This is a genomic window from uncultured Solobacterium sp. (assembly GCF_963550625.1).
Taxonomy (GTDB): Bacteria; Bacillota_I; Bacilli_A; order Erysipelotrichales; family Erysipelotrichaceae; genus Bulleidia.
Window position 1 is genome coordinate 1 of record NZ_CAUVCV010000022.1, and the last position, 16,473, is coordinate 16,473.

Consider the following 16,473-nt stretch of genomic DNA (forward strand, 5'->3'; position numbering starts at 1 on the left):
ACCTATGCTGTACTGTATAAGATTGCCGCCGACTTTCAAAATCTACATCTATCCTATAAAGATATTGCCGAAAGGTATAATACCTCAGTTACTACCGTCCAACTATATGCTGATAGTTTCATTCAAGTCCCAAGGTTAACTCTACCAACCAATCTAGGAATTGATGAGCTTCATTCTAATATGGCCAAATATGGTGGTTCATATCTATGTTCTTTTGTAGATAATGATGCTCGCGTTCTTAATGAATTGTTACCCGATCGTTCAAAGCGAACATTATCAACCCATCTTGAGAAGATACCTTTAGAAGAGCGAAAACGTGTCTTATATGTAACCATAGATATGTGGGAACCCTATAAACAAGTCTCTCTCAAATACTTTCCAAACTGTAAGATATCCGTCGATCCTTTCCATGTAGTCAAACATCTTTCTGATTGTTTTACCAAATTACGTGTATCTTTAATGAACCAGGTTCCTAAAGAAAGTCCTGCTTACTATCTACTCAAACACTTTCACCACCTCTTGGAAACAGATTGTTTTCTGGACAATGAACCTAAATATAATCATTTCTTTCGTCAGAAGATGAACTATCGAGATCTATATAACGCGCTTCTTAATCTTAATCCTATACTTAAACGAGCGTATGAATTAAAAGAAGATTATAGATATTTTAATAGAAACTCTACTTATCCAGAATGTATTGAAGAACTCACAGATTTAATTAGGTATTTTAAAGAATCTAGACTGGTATGTTATAGCGAGTTCATTCATTTATTGGAAAATTGGTTTGAAGAAATATGCAATTCATTTCAAAGACCAACAGAAGATAGAAAACAGTCTAATGCACTCGCTGAGAGTCTTAATCAAAAGATGCGAGAATTTATTATGATATCAAATGGTCTCAGTAATTTCGAAAGATTCAGAGCACGTGTTATTTACGCACTCAACTACAGGATTGGCTTCTCATTGACATCAAACATTCAAGCATACAATCGTAAACAGAAAAAATAATAAATACATTGTTACTCTCCAGACAAAAAGACAATCCCGTAGAAAATCACTCTTTGGAATTGTCTTTTATAAAATCTATCCCCATGGGATTTTATTGCGTGTTTTTTGAAAACCCCACGCTATTTTAAATTACCATCATTATTATTGTTGTTGAAGCTGTTTGATTGATAATTCTAGGCGGCGTAGGGTTTCTTCTTTGCCAAGAATAGAACTAATCTCAATCGCACCACCTGGTGTAAACTGCATACCTGTAATCGCAAGACGTAATGGGAATAGAACTTGTCCATTCTTCATTTCTAACTTTTCAGGTAGTGCAAGTAATGTTGTATGTAGCGCTTCTTCAGACCAATCATCTTGGTTCTTTAAAGCTTCATATGATGCCTGCAAGGACTTTAATGCAATCTCTGGATCTGTCTTCATCTTCTTGTTAATGAATAAATCATTGGAATAAGAAGGGAAGTTATCAAAGAATGTTAACATCTCAGGAATCTCTGCTAATGTTTGTGCACGTTGTTGTAAGATAGCCGCAATTTGTCTACGGTTGAAGTTACCTTTAACAACTTGATCGATGTATGGAGTAACTAGCTTCTCATAAGAGTCAAGATCCATATTTCTTAACCACATACCGTTAACCCATTTGAGTTTTTCAGGGTCAAAAATCGCTCCAGAAGTACCAATATGTTTTACATCAAATGCTTGTACTAACTCATCTAATGTAAAGATTTCACGGTCTTCTGTTGGGGACCAACCTAGTAAAGCAATGTAGTTTAAGATAGCACCAGGTAAATATCCTTTTTCAACTAAGTCCTGGAAGGATGCGTCACCATTACGTTTGGATAACTTAGAATGTTCATCCTTCATAACTGGTGGGCAGTGAATATATCTTGGGATATCCCATTCAAACGCGTTATAGATTAAGTTGTACTTAGGAGTAGAGGATAAGTATTCCATACCGCGTACAACATCAGTAATGCCCATTAAATGGTCATCGATAACATTTGCAAAGTTATAAGTAGGGAAGCCATCACTCTTGATTAGTACCTGTTCATCTAATGTATTGTTTTCGACTGTGATACGTCCAAATACTTCATCATCAAAGTACGTTGTTCCTGTTTCAGGAATAGTTTGACGAATAACATACTTCTCACCAGCTTCAATTCTAGCTTCGCATTCTTCGATTGTTAATAACTTACATGGATCATCAAATTTGAAGGATTCTCCACGAGCTTCCTGAAGTTCACGCTGTGCAGCAATTAATTCTTCATCACAGAAGCAATAATGCGCTCCACCACGTTGAATGAGTTCCTTTGCATATTTAAGATATAGACCGCTACGTACACGTTCAGATTGTACGTATGGTCCAAAGTTACCACCATTATCTGGTCCTTCATCATGTTTTAGACCGCAAGCTTTTAATGTGTCATAAATAATATCTGTGGCACCTTCTACTAAACGTCCTTGGTCAGTATCTTCGATACGAAGGATATAAACACCTTCAGGATCTTTTCTTGCAACTAGGTATGCATATAATGCAGTACGTAAATTACCGATATGCATATAGCCGGTTGGACTTGGTGCAAATCTTGTTCTAATAGCCATTTTAATACTCCTTTTATTCTTATATATTTTACGCTTTTTGTGTGTTTATAACAATGCAGAAGATAATATTAAATGCGTAAATAAACAATTCTTGCTAAAATATCAAAGGAAAAGAGGTAAATATGAAGGAAATCGATTTAACAAAATCAGTTTATGAACTAGCTACATCCATTCCTGAGTTCTTAGATATTATGGAAACTCTAGGGTTTGGTGGTATGCGTCATTGTGTAGAGGATAATCCTCATACAAAGGTTATGACACCATTAATGGCAGCTGCTAACCATGGTGTTGATCCATCAGTTATTGTAAAGGCATTCCAAGATGCTGGCTTTACAGTAACAAACCAATAAGGTCATTTCTTTAATTGAATCATTCGCAATAACTTCAAGTAGTCTTAGAAAAAAGTCTTTGCATATGAAAGGTTTTTCGCTATAATAGTTATTGCGCTATTGGGATATAGCCAAGCGGTAAGGCAGCTGGCTCTGAACCAGCCATTTCGGGAGTTCGAATCTCTCTATCCCAGCCTAAAAAGACCTGTTAATCAGGTCTTTTATTTTATATAATATTTATCATGATTGAATTAGAAACAATATACCAAAAAGATTTTCCGAACTTTATCAATCCATATCTGAAGTCAGGGTCTATGCAAAGATTAAAAGGTGTAGATATGAATTGCGGGTTGCAGTTTACATCACATGCTGGATTTTCTAGTTATGGATCATATTCACGCTATGAACATAGTGTTGGTGTTGCGTGTATTGTATGGCATTTTACGCATGATAAAAAACAAACGTTAGCTGGTTTATTCCATGATATTTCAACACGTGCATTCTCTCATGTGATTGATTTTGTAAAAAGAGATTATTTGACACAGGAATCTACAGAAGATGAGACAAAGCAAATCTTATTTCAAGATAAAGTGATTATGAATCAACTCTTAAGAGATTGTATATCAGTAGAGGAAGTTTCTGATTATCATATATATCCAATTGCAGATAATGATTCTCCTAAATTATCTTCTGACCGTTTGGAGTATACACTTGGAAACTTACTGAATTATCGAATATGCACAATCGATGACATTGAGAGATATTATCAAGATTTGATTGTAGATTGTAATGAAGAAGGTATGCAAGAGATCATGTTTCAGCATACAGAAATTGCTGAGGAGTTTGCTTTTGGAGCACTTTCTTGTGGCATGATATATTCGTGTGATTTCGACCGCTATGGAATGGAGAAATTAGCAACTCTTTTACGAAAAGCATTACAAGCACATATTTTAAGAGAAGATGATTTATATCTATCAGAAGTTGATGTAATTCAGAAATTAAATAACAGTGTGTTACAAGATGATTGGAAAGAGTACACAAGGCTAAAAGATGTTATGAAAGATGCTGCTGGTGATATCATAGTAGATGCAAAGAAGAGATATATTGATCCATATGTGTACAACTATGGAAGAGTTACAGCTTTTAGTTCTGCATTTCAAAATGCAGTAAATGAATTTAAGAATACAGATTATCATTATCTGATGAAAGGAATTTATCAAAATGGATAAAGTAATTGTTGTTGCTAGTAAGAATGCTGGTAAGATTAAAGAATTTAAAGAGATGTTGGAACCAAAGGGCTATGAAGTGAAAAGCTTAGCTGATTATCCAGATATTGGTGAGATTGATGAAACAGGTACAACTTTCTCTGCTAACGCTATCATCAAAGCACAAGCAATTACAGATAAGTATCATATTATGGCAATCTCGGATGATTCTGGATTAGAGATTGATGCTTTTGATAAACAACCTGGTGTTCAAAGTGCACGTTGGCTGGGTCATGACACGCCATATTCGTATAAGAATCAAGTTGTTTTAGACCGCATGAAAGATGAAATTAATCGTAGTTGTCGTTATGTATGTGCTATTGCGGTTACAAGACCAAATCACGAGCCGGTTGTATTTGAAGATACAGTTGAATGTTTTATCGCTAAAGAGCCTGCTGGAACAAATGGTTTTGGTTATGACCCTATAGTCCTCTATGAACCACTTGGTAAGACAATGGCAGAGATGACAAACGAAGAAAAGAATAGTATCTCTCATCGTGGTAAGGCGGTTGTTCGTTTAGAAGCGTGGATGGAACATGAAGGGTTATAAGGTATTATCTGCACTAGCAGGACTAACATTATTTTTATCTTTGTTATTAACATCGATTGATTTATTATGTTTTAATCGTTCGTTCTTCCGTTGGCAATATTCTTTAAATCACACAGCTGAAAGTATTGGTATTTCAGAAGATGGTTTAATGAACGCAACGAATGCATTACTCGATTATATGCAGGATAAACGAGATGATATTAAAGTAATTGAAGTAGTAAATGGTAGTGAACGCGAAATCTTTGATGAGCGCGAAACATTGCATATGGTTGATGTTAAAAATCTTTATCTAAATGCAATGAAGATTCGAACAATTCTTTTAGTTGGTAGTATCGCTATACTTACTTTATTGGTATTCACACATCGTAGTCAAAGTTATACTATCCTATCAAATGCATTTCGAAATGGTTTATTGTTCTTAGGATCAATCATTTTCTTTATTGCGATTTATGCAATTGTAGACTTTAATGGGTTCTGGATGAATTTTCATTATGTTTTCTTTGATAATGATTTGTTCTTATTGGACCCAAATATCTCGATTATGATTAATATGTTTCCATCAAACTTCTTCTTTGCGGTTGTTTTTGGGATTATACTATTATTTGTAAGTATGGTTATTTTATTAAAGTTATTATTAGTGTTTTTCAAACATAAAATTGAAAGAAGGTTAGTATGATTAACGTTGTTTTATATGAACCAGAAATCCCACAGAATACTGGCAATATCATGCGTACATGTATGGCAATGAATTGTCGTCTACATCTAATTGAGCCAATGGGTTTTAAGATTACAGACAAATCTTTAAAGCGCGCTGGTATGGATTATGTAAAGGAATTAGATTATAAAATCTATCCGGATTGGCAAACATTTTATAACATGCATGAAGGTTCCTATTACTACATTACACGTTATGGTGAAAAGACGCCTTCAGAGTTTGATTACAAGTTAGATGAAGGTAAGGATATCTATCTAGTATTTGGTAAAGAAAGTACTGGAATTGATAAGCATATACTCCATGATAACTACGACCGTTGTGCACGTATTCCAATGGTTGCAGAAGCACGCAGTTTGAATCTTTCAAACTGTGTAGCAATTTGTGTTTATGAAGTTTTAGACCAACTTGGCTTTCCAGAACTATCACATACTGAGGTGATAAAAGGGAAGGATTTCTTACAACAATTTGATTAGGCATATATTTGGACAACCTCAGTATTCATAGGTATACTTACAAGGAAAGATGGTGATTACATGTTAGAAACCTTTGATGATTTCATCTCACTAGCAGTCATTTTGGTTATGCTAGTTCTAACTATGTATTGCTTTCTTGTAATGTCGAGTAACAAGCATCTAAAGTTAATGCAAAAAAGACAAGCAAAGCATCGTGACTTTCTAGCAACACTCTCAGATGATTCGACAAGTGATAGTGAGGAGTAAACAATGATTCAAGAAACGATTAGTTCAAACAATGCCCCAGTAGCGGTAGGGCCATATTCACCCGCTATTCGTGCAGGCGACTTTATATATATCTCTGGGCAGTTACCAATAGATCCTACAACTGGTCAACTTGTATCAGATGACATTCGCATTCAAACAGAACAAGTTCTTAAAAACATTGAAGCATTATTAAGTGAAGCTGGCTTAAATATGTCTTATGTTTTAAAAACAACAGTTTTTGTAAAGAACATGGAAGAGTTTGCGGCGATGAATGAAGTCTATACTCGTTTCTTCCAAAAGCCATTTCCAGCAAGAAGCGCTGTTGCAGTGAAAGATATTGCTCTTAATGCGAAGGTAGAAATCGAAGCATTCGCAATGGATACACGAGCACTAGAAGTTCTATGTGCTGATGATGGATGCCATACATGTAATGATTATTGTTGTGAAACAAAATTAGATATTCAATAAGACCTTAGGGTCTTTTTTGTTTGAACTATGATATGATAATGCTTGTACGTAGTGGAGATTAATTTCGTATGTCTATTCATAAACTAAACATTACTTTTACAAAGAAAGATATTCAATATATTATTACCATCGCATTTTCGGCACTTGTATATGCGTTTGGGATTGAATCATTTGTAAGTTCAGGTAACTTATTCCCAGGTGGATTTGCTGGTATATCACGACTTGTAGTTATGCTAGTAGAAAGACAATTAGGTCTTGTCATTCCATTTGGTGTAATCTATTGGATTATGAACTTTACAGTAGTGCTATTTATCTGGAATCGTATTGGACATAAGTTTGTATTATATTCCATTCTTTGGTTCTCACTCAGTGCACTATTCTCAATTATTATTAATGTTCCTATTGTTACACAGGATATGTTATTGATTGCTGTATTTGGTGGTCTGATTAACGGCTTTGCGATTGGACTTGCACTTCGCTCAAATGCTAGTAGTGGTGGTACTGACTTTATTGCGATTGATTTATCTGTAAGACTAAAGAGACCTACATGGAATTATTTACTTGGTTTAAATGCATTTGTATTGATGCTTGCAGGTTTAGCATTTGGTTGGGATAAAGCGTTATACTCCATTATCTTCCAATATGTTTCTACACAAGTTGTAAATACAATGCATCAACGTTATAAGATTACGCGCGTACAAGTCATTACAGACCACGCAGATAAGGTATGTGATGCTGTATTTAGTACAGTGCGTCATGGTATTACTCGTATTGAAGTAGAAGGTGCTTTTAAGCATCAACCACATTCGATGCTGTTAATCACGGTGAATAATTACCAGTTACCTGAAGTTATTAGTTGTATTCGCAAAGCGGATGAACATGCATTTATGACACTAAATGCAGTTGAAAAGATCATTGGTAACTATTATCAAAAACCTCTAGAGTGAGTAATCACTCTTTTTTCTTTGATAAAGAAAAGATGTGTATCATTTAATACACATCCTGCGGTTTAAAGAATTTCCATTCCAATTGCTTTTTGTACTTGGTTTAGTTTCTCTTCAGCGATTGCTCCAGCTTTCTTTGCACCGCTTGCTAATGTAGTTTCAATTAAATCGCTGTTTAGAATTTCATTGTAACGTGTTTGAATTTCTTCTAACTTAGCACATACTACATCTGCAACTGCTTTCTTGAAGTCTCCATAGCCTTTTCCTTCAAATTCCTTTTCGATATCCTCAAAAGAACGTTCATTTGATAGGGAGGAGAGAATCTGCATTAAGTTTGCGATACCAGGTTGATTTTCTGGGTCATAGTGAACTTTACCTAGGCTGTCTGTAACAGCAGACATAACTTTCTTACGTGCTACCTTAAGATCATCTAATAGATAAATACATCCTTTGTTTGTTTCATCAGATTTAGACATTTTCTTTGTTGGGTCACTTAGTGACATAATTCTAGCACCAACTTTAGCAACGAGTGGTTCTGGTACTGTAAAGAGTTTTCCGTAACGATTATTCATTCTTTCTGCGACGTCACGTGTTAATTCAACATGTTGTTTCTGATCTTCTCCGACAGGTACATAGTCAGGACTATAGAGTAGAATATCCGCAGCCATTAATGCGGGGTATGTATATAAACCGCCGGAAAGATTCTTTTCTCCCTTAGCTTGTTTGTCTTTGAACTGTGTCATACGGTTTAACTCACCCATATATGTATGACAGCACATGATAAAGCCAAGCTGAGCATGTGCCTTTACATCTGTTTGTAAGAAGATAGTAGCCTTATTTGGATCTAGTCCACATGCAAGGTATAGAGCTACGCAATCCTTTAAGTTCTTTTGCAGTTCCTGTGGGTCTTGTGGAACTGTGATGCAGTGTAAGTTTGCGATGAAGGCAAACATTTCATATTCATTTTGTGACTCTACAAAGTGTCTTAAAGCACCGATATAGTTTCCTAAGTGTAATTGACCAGTTGGTTTAATACCGCTTAACATTCTTTTCATAGTGAATTCTCCTTGAAATTAAAAACGTCTCTTCAATGTAATTGAAGGGACGCATGAGACGATATGCGCGGTACCACCCGACTTATCCAAAAGGATCACTTAATTTGGGATAACGGGCCTCCGGTATTCTATTAATGGAACTCCAAGCATACTTTATTGAAATATCAGTTTACACCAAACACTGACTCTCTATGAAATCAACGCGTAATCGCATTCCGAATACACGATGATTCTAACACAAATCAATATAATTGATAAGTGCTTTTTAATCTGAATTTGCGATAGGTCTTTTTTGCGTGGTATACTCGTAAAGAAAGTATTATTTTTTTAAAGACAATAAATCTTTCATGCATGTTTAAAAAGGAGGATTTCCATATGTTAGAAATAAGTTATTTAACCAAGAAATATAAGAAGGCAGCAGCTGTTGATTCAATTAGTTTTACTGTACCTAGTGGTAAGGTTGGTATCTTACTAGGGCCTAATGGTGCTGGTAAGTCTACAACCATAAAGAGTATTGCAGGATTATTGCGCTATGAGGGCGAAATAAAGATTAATGGTTTACCATCAAAGTCAGTAGATGCAAAGAAGATTTTTGCATATGTGCCAGAAATTCCAGCGATGTTTGGGGCATTAACCGTGATGGAACATATTGAATATGTACGTCGTGCATATCGTTCTCAAATTACTGATGATGAGGTGGAAGCGTTACTCACTCGCTTTGAAATGTCCGATAAGACAGATAAGCTTGGAGATGAATTATCAAAAGGTATGATGCAGAAGGTAAGTATTATCTGTGCATTATGTATTAAACCTGAAGTGATTTTATTTGATGAACCAATGGTTGGTCTAGATCCAGCAGCAATCAAAGAACTTAAGAAAGTTATCTTTGAAATGAAGGACAGAGGGGTAACGGTTCTTTTAAGTACTCATATGCTTGAGATGGTACAAGAGTTATGGGATACGCTATACATTATGGACCATGGTAAAGTGATTGGAACTTACGAAAATGATGGTACACAAAATCAAAATATTGAAGATTTGTTCTTCTCACTTACAGATAAAGAAGATGAGAAGGAGTCAGAAGAATGAATTCCTTATTCTATTTACATAAACGCATATTCATTAATGGATTTAAGCGTTCAATCCGAAAACCTGCTTTCGTGTTAATGCTGATTGCTTCAATTGCTTATTTTGCTTTGATAATATCGGGCTATAAAGGTTTGTTTCAAAGAATAGGTATTACAGATGCACCTGAATATATAGTGATGTTTATGTTATTACAACTGTATTTAGGTATTCCAGGACTGATTCAATACTTTAAGCGAAAAGGACTTATATTCCGTAAAGCAGATGTTCAATTTGTTTTCCAAGCACCAATCCACCCAAAATTAATTCTATTATTTAGTGGTCTTAGAAGTGTTATTATTTCATCAATCTTCTTTATTGTTCTATGTATCTTTGGATGTATTTTATATCCAAGTTATATTTTACAGTTTGTACTATATGCGGTTATTTATCTAACATTTGATTTCTTTATTGAAATGAGTTTGGTTATTTTATGTTATGGTAACGAAACAATTCCAAATAAGCTAATACGTTTTGTGTCCTATATTTTGTATGTACTATTGGGTGCTATGGCTATTGGATTCTTGTTAGTGGTGTTAGACCATGGATTTAATATCTCAATTCTTGTTACGTATTTACAGTCTCCATTTATAAAGTTGTTTCCACTGTTTGGTTGGAGCATTGGCTTACTACAATGGATTTTCTATGGCTATCACTGGAGTAATGTTGTAGGTACTGTGTTATTTATTCTATCTGCGCTAATACTTCCAATTCTTGCATATAAATCGAAATGTGAAGGTGATTTCTTTGAAGAGGCAGAACAATTCTCTGATGAGTATGAACAAGCAATTGAAAAAGCTAAATCAGGTGATGTCTCAATCGTAGGAGCTAAGCCTAAGAAGTACATGAAGGCTTCTATACAATATAAAGGGTACTATGCAAAGGCAATCTTCTATCGTCAATTATTAGAATATAAAAAGAATCGCTTCTTTATTTTCTCTGCTCGATCATTCTTGTTTTTAGTGGGTGGTATTGTACTTTATTTCTTATCTCACGATATTCGTTTTATGAGAGATATAATGAACGTACGTTTATTTGTGATTCCAATCATTGTTACATATTTTATTACATTTTTTGGAATAATACGTTCAAAATGGATGAAGGAATTACAGAACTACTATACATTCTTACTTCCTGACTCAAAGATTCATAAGACATGGAATGCAACAAAAATTGAACATATTAGAGCTTTTGTGGATACAATGATTATTGCGATTATTGGTGGAGCAGCTTTAGATTTATCACCGTTACATATGCTATTAACAGGGTTGGTAGGTGTCAGTGTTAATGCAAGTCGTATTTATATTAATATGATGGTAATGACAATTATTTCACCTGCAATTGGTGATTTTAAGGTGTTTGTACAGTTTATTGATATGTTCCTAATGCTAGTTAGTACAGCTGCTTCTATATTTGTTGCAGTTATATCAATGTTATTCTTCCACAATCTAGAAGCTGCATTTCTAGGCTTGATAATCACAAGTTGTGTGATGGCTATTATTGCATTCTTCTTATCATCATTGGCGTTTGAAAAGATGGAAGTAGTGGAATGAGGAGTTTATAAAGATTTTATAAAATATAAATTTTGACCTATTTCTTTTCAAAATATTGCGTGATATAATCACTAGACAGGAGGATGATTATGATAGTTGTATACACATCTCCAGGATGTGCAAGTTGCCGTAAAGTAAAACAATGGTTAAAAGATCGTAATCTTCCATTTATTGAGAAGAACATCTTTAAGACATTGTTAAATGATAACGAAATAAAGCACCTATTGATGAGAAGTGAAAATGGTAGTGATGATATCATCTCTAAGCGTTCTAAAATTATTCAAGAAACTAATGTTGATATCGATTCAATGAAGACAGATGAATTAATCACTTTTATCAAGCGTAATCCTAGTGTATTAAAACGCCCAATCATTTTGAGTGAGAATAACTTCCAAGTCGGCTATGACGAAGAGGAAATCGGTGTATTTGTACCGGTAGAGTTACGTCGTTTGGCAGATCATAGTTGTAATGAAACCTGCCCAAATTTCAAAGCTTGTCAAACAATGCAAACAGCATTTCAGAAAGAAGTCCATTAGGACTTCTTTTGTTGTATAATAAGCAGTATGAAAAAAGTACTCGTAGGTTTATCAGGTGGTGTAGATAGCGCCGTCGCAGCATATTTATTACAACAGCAGGGTTATGATGTGACCTGTGCTTTTATGCGTAACTGGGATTCTGTCGCAAATGATGACTTTAGTGGAAATCCTACGTTATATGATCCAGTATGTCCACAAGAAGCTGACTATAAGGATGCGGCTGATGTAGCCAATAAGTTAGGTTTAGAACTATTACGTATCGACTTTATTAAGGAATACTGGGATGATGTCTTTCAAACATTTATTGATGAATATAAGTTAGGTAGAACACCAAATCCAGATATTCTGTGTAATCGCTATATTAAGTTTGATAGTTTTATGAAGTTTGCAAACGAAAAGGGCTTCGATACAGTTGCGACAGGTCATTATGTAAGACTTGGTGAAGAAGATAACCATCATGTCTTATGCAAAGCAGTTGATCACAATAAAGACCAGTCATACTTTTTAACAGAGATTCGTCGTGAAGTATTAGAACATGTATTATTTCCACTTGGTGAAATTGAAAAGCCTGAAGTTCGTCGCATAGCCGAAGAGCTTGGTTTATCTATCGCTAAGAAGAAGGATTCTACGGGCATTTGTTTTATCGGGGAGCGCCACTTCCGTGATTTTCTCAGCAATTATCTTCCAATGAAATCTGGGGATATTATCGATGTAACGACTAAACAAAAAGTAGGTACACATCAAGGTGTTATGTACTATACCATTGGTCAAAGAAAAGGTTTAGATATTGGGGGTATTGGTCCTTTCTTTGTGGTAGGAAAAGACGTATATAGAAACGAACTATATGTTGTTGATTCTGACCATCAAGACTTGTTATACGCTACGTCCTGTCTTGTGACTGGTGTAAACTGGCTGGCTGATCGTACATTGCCATTACAGTGCCATGCAAAGTTTAGATATCGTCAAGCAGATAATGATGTAGAACTAGTATCAAATGAGGATGGTACTTTAACTGCTTTATTCCCTGAAGGTATTCGTAGTATTACACCTGGACAAGAGGCTGTATTCTACGACGGTGATGTAATGTTTGCTGGTGGTAAGATTGAGAAAGTCTTTAAAGATGGGATTGATCTTATGGAACATGTAAAATTACTTGTACATCCTGAAACAGATAAATAAGGAGATTCATGGACGATTCATTAATTACGTTAACAGGTAAATTCACATATATTCTCTTCCGTAACGAAGGGAATTTTTATACTGCTGCGAAGTTTGAAGTCAATGATGAAAAGGCACGGGTTATATCTGTAACTGGTAATATTCCAGAGCTTGTGACAGGTATACAGTATCGTATTAATGGGAACTATATTGAACATCCACGTTACGGTATGCAGTTTCAGATACAGACATTAGCCAAACTATTGCCGACTGAAAAGGATGGCGTTGTACGCTATTTGTCTGGAGTAAATTTCCCTGGTATCGGCAAAAAGACAGCTGAAAAAATCGTAGAAGCATTAGGGGAAGACTGTTTATCGTTGATACGTGAAGATAGTTCTCTTTTAGAAAAAACGGTAGAACTCTCTGAGCGCCAAATCAATGTCATTATTGAAGGATTGCAAATTGATAATGGAATGGAAGAACTTGCGAAGTTTTTAAATATTCACGGTTTAAGCCAAAGACATCTATCTAAGATAACACGTATCTATGGTAAAGAAGCATTAACTAAACTAAACGAAAATCCATATCGATTGATTGAAGAAGTAGATGGTTTTGGTTTTAAAACAGCAGATAAGATAGGGAAAAGTTTAGGTATTAGTGATACTGATAATCGTCGATTATACGCACTTCTGATTTCACTTGTGAGTGATTTATGTATGCGTGATGGTAATAGCTACGTACGTCTAGAAACACTGGAGAATGCATTCTTTAAAGAACTGGGTTCTTTAACCTGTGATTTTGAAGCGATATTTGATGAAGCGACTATCAAACATCAACTCTATCGTGAAGAGAATCGTGTGTTCCCAATTGCTCAATATGATGCGGAAATCGGTATCGCTAGATTTTTGGCAGAGTTTCCATATCAATTCATGGATCCTTATGATCCTAAGTTATTGCTTTCTTATTTAGAAGATGTACAAGAACATCTAGGTATTACGTATGATGAAACACAGATTCAAGCAATAGAAGTCTTCTTTGAAAGACCTTTTATGATAATGACTGGTGGTCCTGGTACTGGTAAAACGACAGTCGTAAATGCGATGATTAAGCTATTTAAACTCATGTACCCATCCTCGTCAATCATCTGTGCTGCACCAACCGGAAGAGCCGCAAAACGATTGGCTGAAGTAAGTGGTGTTAACGCAACTACAATACATTCTTTATTACAATGGGATTTAGAAACAAATACATTTGGTAAAAATGATGAAGAACCTATTTTAGCTGATTTATTAATTATTGATGAGTTCTCGATGGTTGATAACTGGTTATTTTATAATCTGTTACTAGCTAGTAAGAGAATAAAAAAAATCTGTATTATTGGTGATAAAGATCAGTTGCCAAGTGTTGGTCCAGGGTGTGTGTTACGAGATTTAATGCAATCAAACGAATTCTCGTTAATTGAATTAAAACATATCTATCGCCAACAATCTGATAGTGATGTTATTAATTTAGCTCATGCAATCAATACAGGAAATGTAACGGTCGATGATTATCATCATGATGTGAAATTCTTTGCATGTATGCCAGAAGATATCCGTCGTAATATTTTAATGATGGTTGATGATGCACTACAAAAGGGATATTCTATTGATGATATTCAGATACTATCTCCAATGTATGCGGGAGTTGCTGGTATTGATTATCTTAATAATGCATTACAAGAATCATTTAATCCACCATCTAAAAATAAAGCAGAAGTAAAATCTGGTTATATGACGTTCCGTGAAGGTGATAAAATTCTACAGTTAAAGAATCAACCGGATGATGATGTTTACAACGGTGATATTGGTGTACTTATAGAAATTATTGACGCAAAGCATGCGGAAGATCACAAGACTACAATTATCTGTCAATTTGGTGAAATCATTGTTGAGTACAAGCCTGAAAACTGGATTAATATTACACTTGCATACTGTATTAGTGTGCACAAATCACAGGGTAGTGAATATCCAATTGTTATTATGCCTATTATTCGCAGGCATGCGGGCATGTTACAAAGAAAACTGATATATACAGGTGTCACAAGAGCACGCAAAGCATTAATCGTATTAGGGGAGTTAGAGGCGTTTAAGCGTGGTATTCAAGTATTAGAATTACATCCTCGTGAGACAACACTAACCCAAAAGATACAACAGTTTGTAAATGGTGATTATGGATTTTAAAAAGGTGAGAAAATTCTCACCTTTCTTCTTTTTTCTTAAATGAATCTTTTACTTTGTTAAATTGTTCTTGGAATTTTGACATATAGTCGCTTGCGAGAATGTTACTACTATTGGAAATCAAATTACCAACTAAACGCAAGATAACAGATGATTTTTCTGGAGGTAATTTTTGAATAGCACTGATAATATCCTTTAAGGAATCAAAACCGCCTTCTTTGAGTTTAGCGAAAGATTCAGCATCAGTTGATTCAAGAATTGAGAAGATACCATCAATTGCAATCTTTGCTTCATCTTCCGATAGATTTTCTAAGAATTTATCGACTGCCTTATTTAAGAATGCTGAGTTAGCAGATAATGATTCAGCTTGTTCAAAATGATTCCGTGTTACAACCCAAGTTAAAGCATCATGTTGCATCACTGTATTCACTGTACTTTTAATAATCTTTGGTTCAACATTATTCATCAAAATACCAATAATCGAGGAATCTGGAATAATCAGTGTGATTCTATCTTGTATCGCTTGATAAGCAGGGGATTGTAACATTTCTCCTTGGAAGCCAGGACCATCATTTGACCATACCTTTACAATTTTATCTTGAATGGATCGATCACAATGACATGCGGCATATATCGCTAGATTACCACCTTTAGAATGTCCACCAACATGGATTGGTAAGGTTTCGTTTTCGAATAATTGATTGATATATGCGACAGCTGCTTTTTGACCATTTGTACCTGTTGTGTAAGATAAATAGAAATCTTCTTTCCAACCAATAAAGGTATTATCTGTACCACGATAGGAGATATAGATCATATCATCTAGTTTAAAGGTTACGGCAGAAAACTGTACGACAAAGTCTTTGTCAGTATAACTGATATAGTAACCAATTTTAATATCTTTAAAACGATCTGTATCTGATACTTTATCAAGTAATCTAGCATTTACTCCATTATAGGTTTCTATTTTTGCAATTTCTTCACGTGTGTGTAGTTTATAAAATTCATCCCTTACCTTATGAAGTGGTTGAAAAGTCGTTTCGATATTAGGGATATCATCATAATGAACGTAAGCTAAAAGGCTAAGGATAGTATTATCCACTTCGTTAAAGGGTTCAGTTGTAAATGGAAGATCTCCACGCCAATCAAGATAGTCGTAAATCGTTGTCATATGTATTGGTATATACAAATTAAGCTCATCCAGCTAAACAAAATCTGTATACATCTCCT

Annotated in this window: 17 protein-coding genes and 1 tRNA gene; 15 read left to right on the top strand and 3 right to left on the bottom strand. The window is 34.9% G+C overall.

Translation table 11 applies throughout. The features are described 5' to 3' along the window. On the top strand, positions 1 to 1,008 hold a 1,008-nt coding region (locus tag RYK16_RS07855), incomplete at its 5' end, for a transposase (protein ID WP_314851700.1). Positions 1,009 to 1,149: 141 nt separating this feature from the next. Here the strand turns inward: RYK16_RS07855 and gltX are convergent. Further along, positions 1,150 to 2,607, bottom strand: coding sequence for a glutamate--tRNA ligase (gltX, locus tag RYK16_RS07860; RefSeq protein WP_314851701.1), 1,458 nt, complete (start codon positions 2,605 to 2,607; stop codon positions 1,150 to 1,152). A 122-nt stretch (positions 2,608 to 2,729) separates the two neighbouring features. Between gltX and RYK16_RS07865 the strand changes: the two genes are divergently transcribed. The 9 genes from RYK16_RS07865 (at position 2,730) to RYK16_RS07905 (ending at position 7,600) form a co-directional block, all read left to right on the top strand. After that, complete coding sequence (locus RYK16_RS07865) at positions 2,730 to 2,957, top strand: hypothetical protein (protein WP_314851702.1); 228 nt, start codon at positions 2,730 to 2,732, stop codon at positions 2,955 to 2,957. Positions 2,958 to 3,057: 100 nt separating this feature from the next. Further along, positions 3,058 to 3,130: transfer RNA gene (locus tag RYK16_RS07870), tRNA-Gln, on the top strand. Between the two features lie 120 nt (positions 3,131 to 3,250). Further along, the gene (locus tag RYK16_RS07875) at positions 3,251 to 4,165 is read left to right on the top strand and encodes a hypothetical protein (RefSeq protein WP_314851703.1); all 915 of its coding nucleotides are present in this window, start codon (positions 3,251 to 3,253) and stop codon (positions 4,163 to 4,165) included. Further along, the gene (gene rdgB, locus RYK16_RS07880) at positions 4,158 to 4,751 is read left to right on the top strand and encodes an RdgB/HAM1 family non-canonical purine NTP pyrophosphatase (RefSeq protein WP_314851704.1); all 594 of its coding nucleotides are present in this window, start codon (positions 4,158 to 4,160) and stop codon (positions 4,749 to 4,751) included. The genes RYK16_RS07875 and rdgB overlap by 8 nt, the downstream gene beginning before the upstream one ends. After that, positions 4,738 to 5,427, top strand: a complete 690-nt coding sequence (locus tag RYK16_RS07885) for a TIGR01906 family membrane protein (RefSeq protein ID WP_314851705.1) — start codon at positions 4,738 to 4,740, stop codon at positions 5,425 to 5,427. The genes rdgB and RYK16_RS07885 overlap by 14 nt, the downstream gene beginning before the upstream one ends. After that, entirely contained in the window at positions 5,424 to 5,939 is a 516-nt protein-coding gene (locus RYK16_RS07890) for a tRNA (cytidine(34)-2'-O)-methyltransferase (RefSeq protein WP_314851706.1), read from the top strand. Before RYK16_RS07885 ends, RYK16_RS07890 begins: the two co-directional genes overlap by 4 nt. Positions 5,940 to 5,999: 60 nt before the next feature. Continuing rightward, positions 6,000 to 6,185, top strand: coding sequence for a hypothetical protein (locus tag RYK16_RS07895; RefSeq protein WP_314851707.1), 186 nt, complete (start codon positions 6,000 to 6,002; stop codon positions 6,183 to 6,185). A gap of 3 nt (positions 6,186 to 6,188) precedes the next feature. Beyond that, positions 6,189 to 6,653, top strand: a complete 465-nt coding sequence (locus RYK16_RS07900; RefSeq protein WP_314851708.1) for a RidA family protein — start codon at positions 6,189 to 6,191, stop codon at positions 6,651 to 6,653. 68 nt (positions 6,654 to 6,721) lie between these two features. Continuing rightward, a complete protein-coding gene (locus RYK16_RS07905) occupies positions 6,722 to 7,600 on the top strand; it encodes a YitT family protein (RefSeq protein ID WP_314851709.1) in 879 nt (292 codons plus the stop codon). A gap of 62 nt (positions 7,601 to 7,662) precedes the next feature. Here the strand turns inward: RYK16_RS07905 and trpS are convergent, their stop codons facing one another. Continuing rightward, the gene (gene trpS / locus RYK16_RS07910; RefSeq protein ID WP_314851710.1) at positions 7,663 to 8,652 is read right to left on the bottom strand and encodes a tryptophan--tRNA ligase; all 990 of its coding nucleotides are present in this window, start codon (positions 8,650 to 8,652) and stop codon (positions 7,663 to 7,665) included. Between the two features lie 375 nt (positions 8,653 to 9,027). On the opposite strand from trpS, the gene RYK16_RS07915 reads away from it, so the two are divergent. From RYK16_RS07915 to RYK16_RS07935, 5 genes are all read left to right on the top strand, one after another. Beyond that, positions 9,028 to 9,741, top strand: a complete 714-nt coding sequence (locus RYK16_RS07915; protein WP_314851711.1) for an ABC transporter ATP-binding protein — start codon at positions 9,028 to 9,030, stop codon at positions 9,739 to 9,741. Continuing rightward, positions 9,738 to 11,330: a putative ABC exporter domain-containing protein gene (locus RYK16_RS07920; protein WP_314851712.1), complete on the top strand. Its 1,593-nt coding sequence runs from the start codon at positions 9,738 to 9,740 to the stop codon at positions 11,328 to 11,330. The genes RYK16_RS07915 and RYK16_RS07920 overlap by 4 nt, the downstream gene beginning before the upstream one ends. 89 nt (positions 11,331 to 11,419) lie before the next feature. Further along, positions 11,420 to 11,866, top strand: a complete 447-nt coding sequence (locus tag RYK16_RS07925) for a Spx/MgsR family RNA polymerase-binding regulatory protein (protein ID WP_314851713.1) — start codon at positions 11,420 to 11,422, stop codon at positions 11,864 to 11,866. A gap of 27 nt (positions 11,867 to 11,893) precedes the next feature. Next, entirely contained in the window at positions 11,894 to 13,045 is a 1,152-nt protein-coding gene (gene mnmA / locus RYK16_RS07930) for a tRNA 2-thiouridine(34) synthase MnmA (protein ID WP_314851714.1), read from the top strand. 8 nt (positions 13,046 to 13,053) lie between these two features. Beyond that, the gene (locus RYK16_RS07935; protein ID WP_314851715.1) at positions 13,054 to 15,246 is read left to right on the top strand and encodes an ATP-dependent RecD-like DNA helicase; all 2,193 of its coding nucleotides are present in this window, start codon (positions 13,054 to 13,056) and stop codon (positions 15,244 to 15,246) included. Between the two features lie 16 nt (positions 15,247 to 15,262). Here the strand turns inward: RYK16_RS07935 and RYK16_RS07940 are convergent, their stop codons facing one another. Further along, positions 15,263 to 16,432: an Mbeg1-like protein gene (locus RYK16_RS07940; RefSeq protein WP_314851717.1), complete on the bottom strand. Its 1,170-nt coding sequence runs from the start codon at positions 16,430 to 16,432 to the stop codon at positions 15,263 to 15,265. Positions 16,433 to 16,473 lie beyond the last annotated feature (41 nt).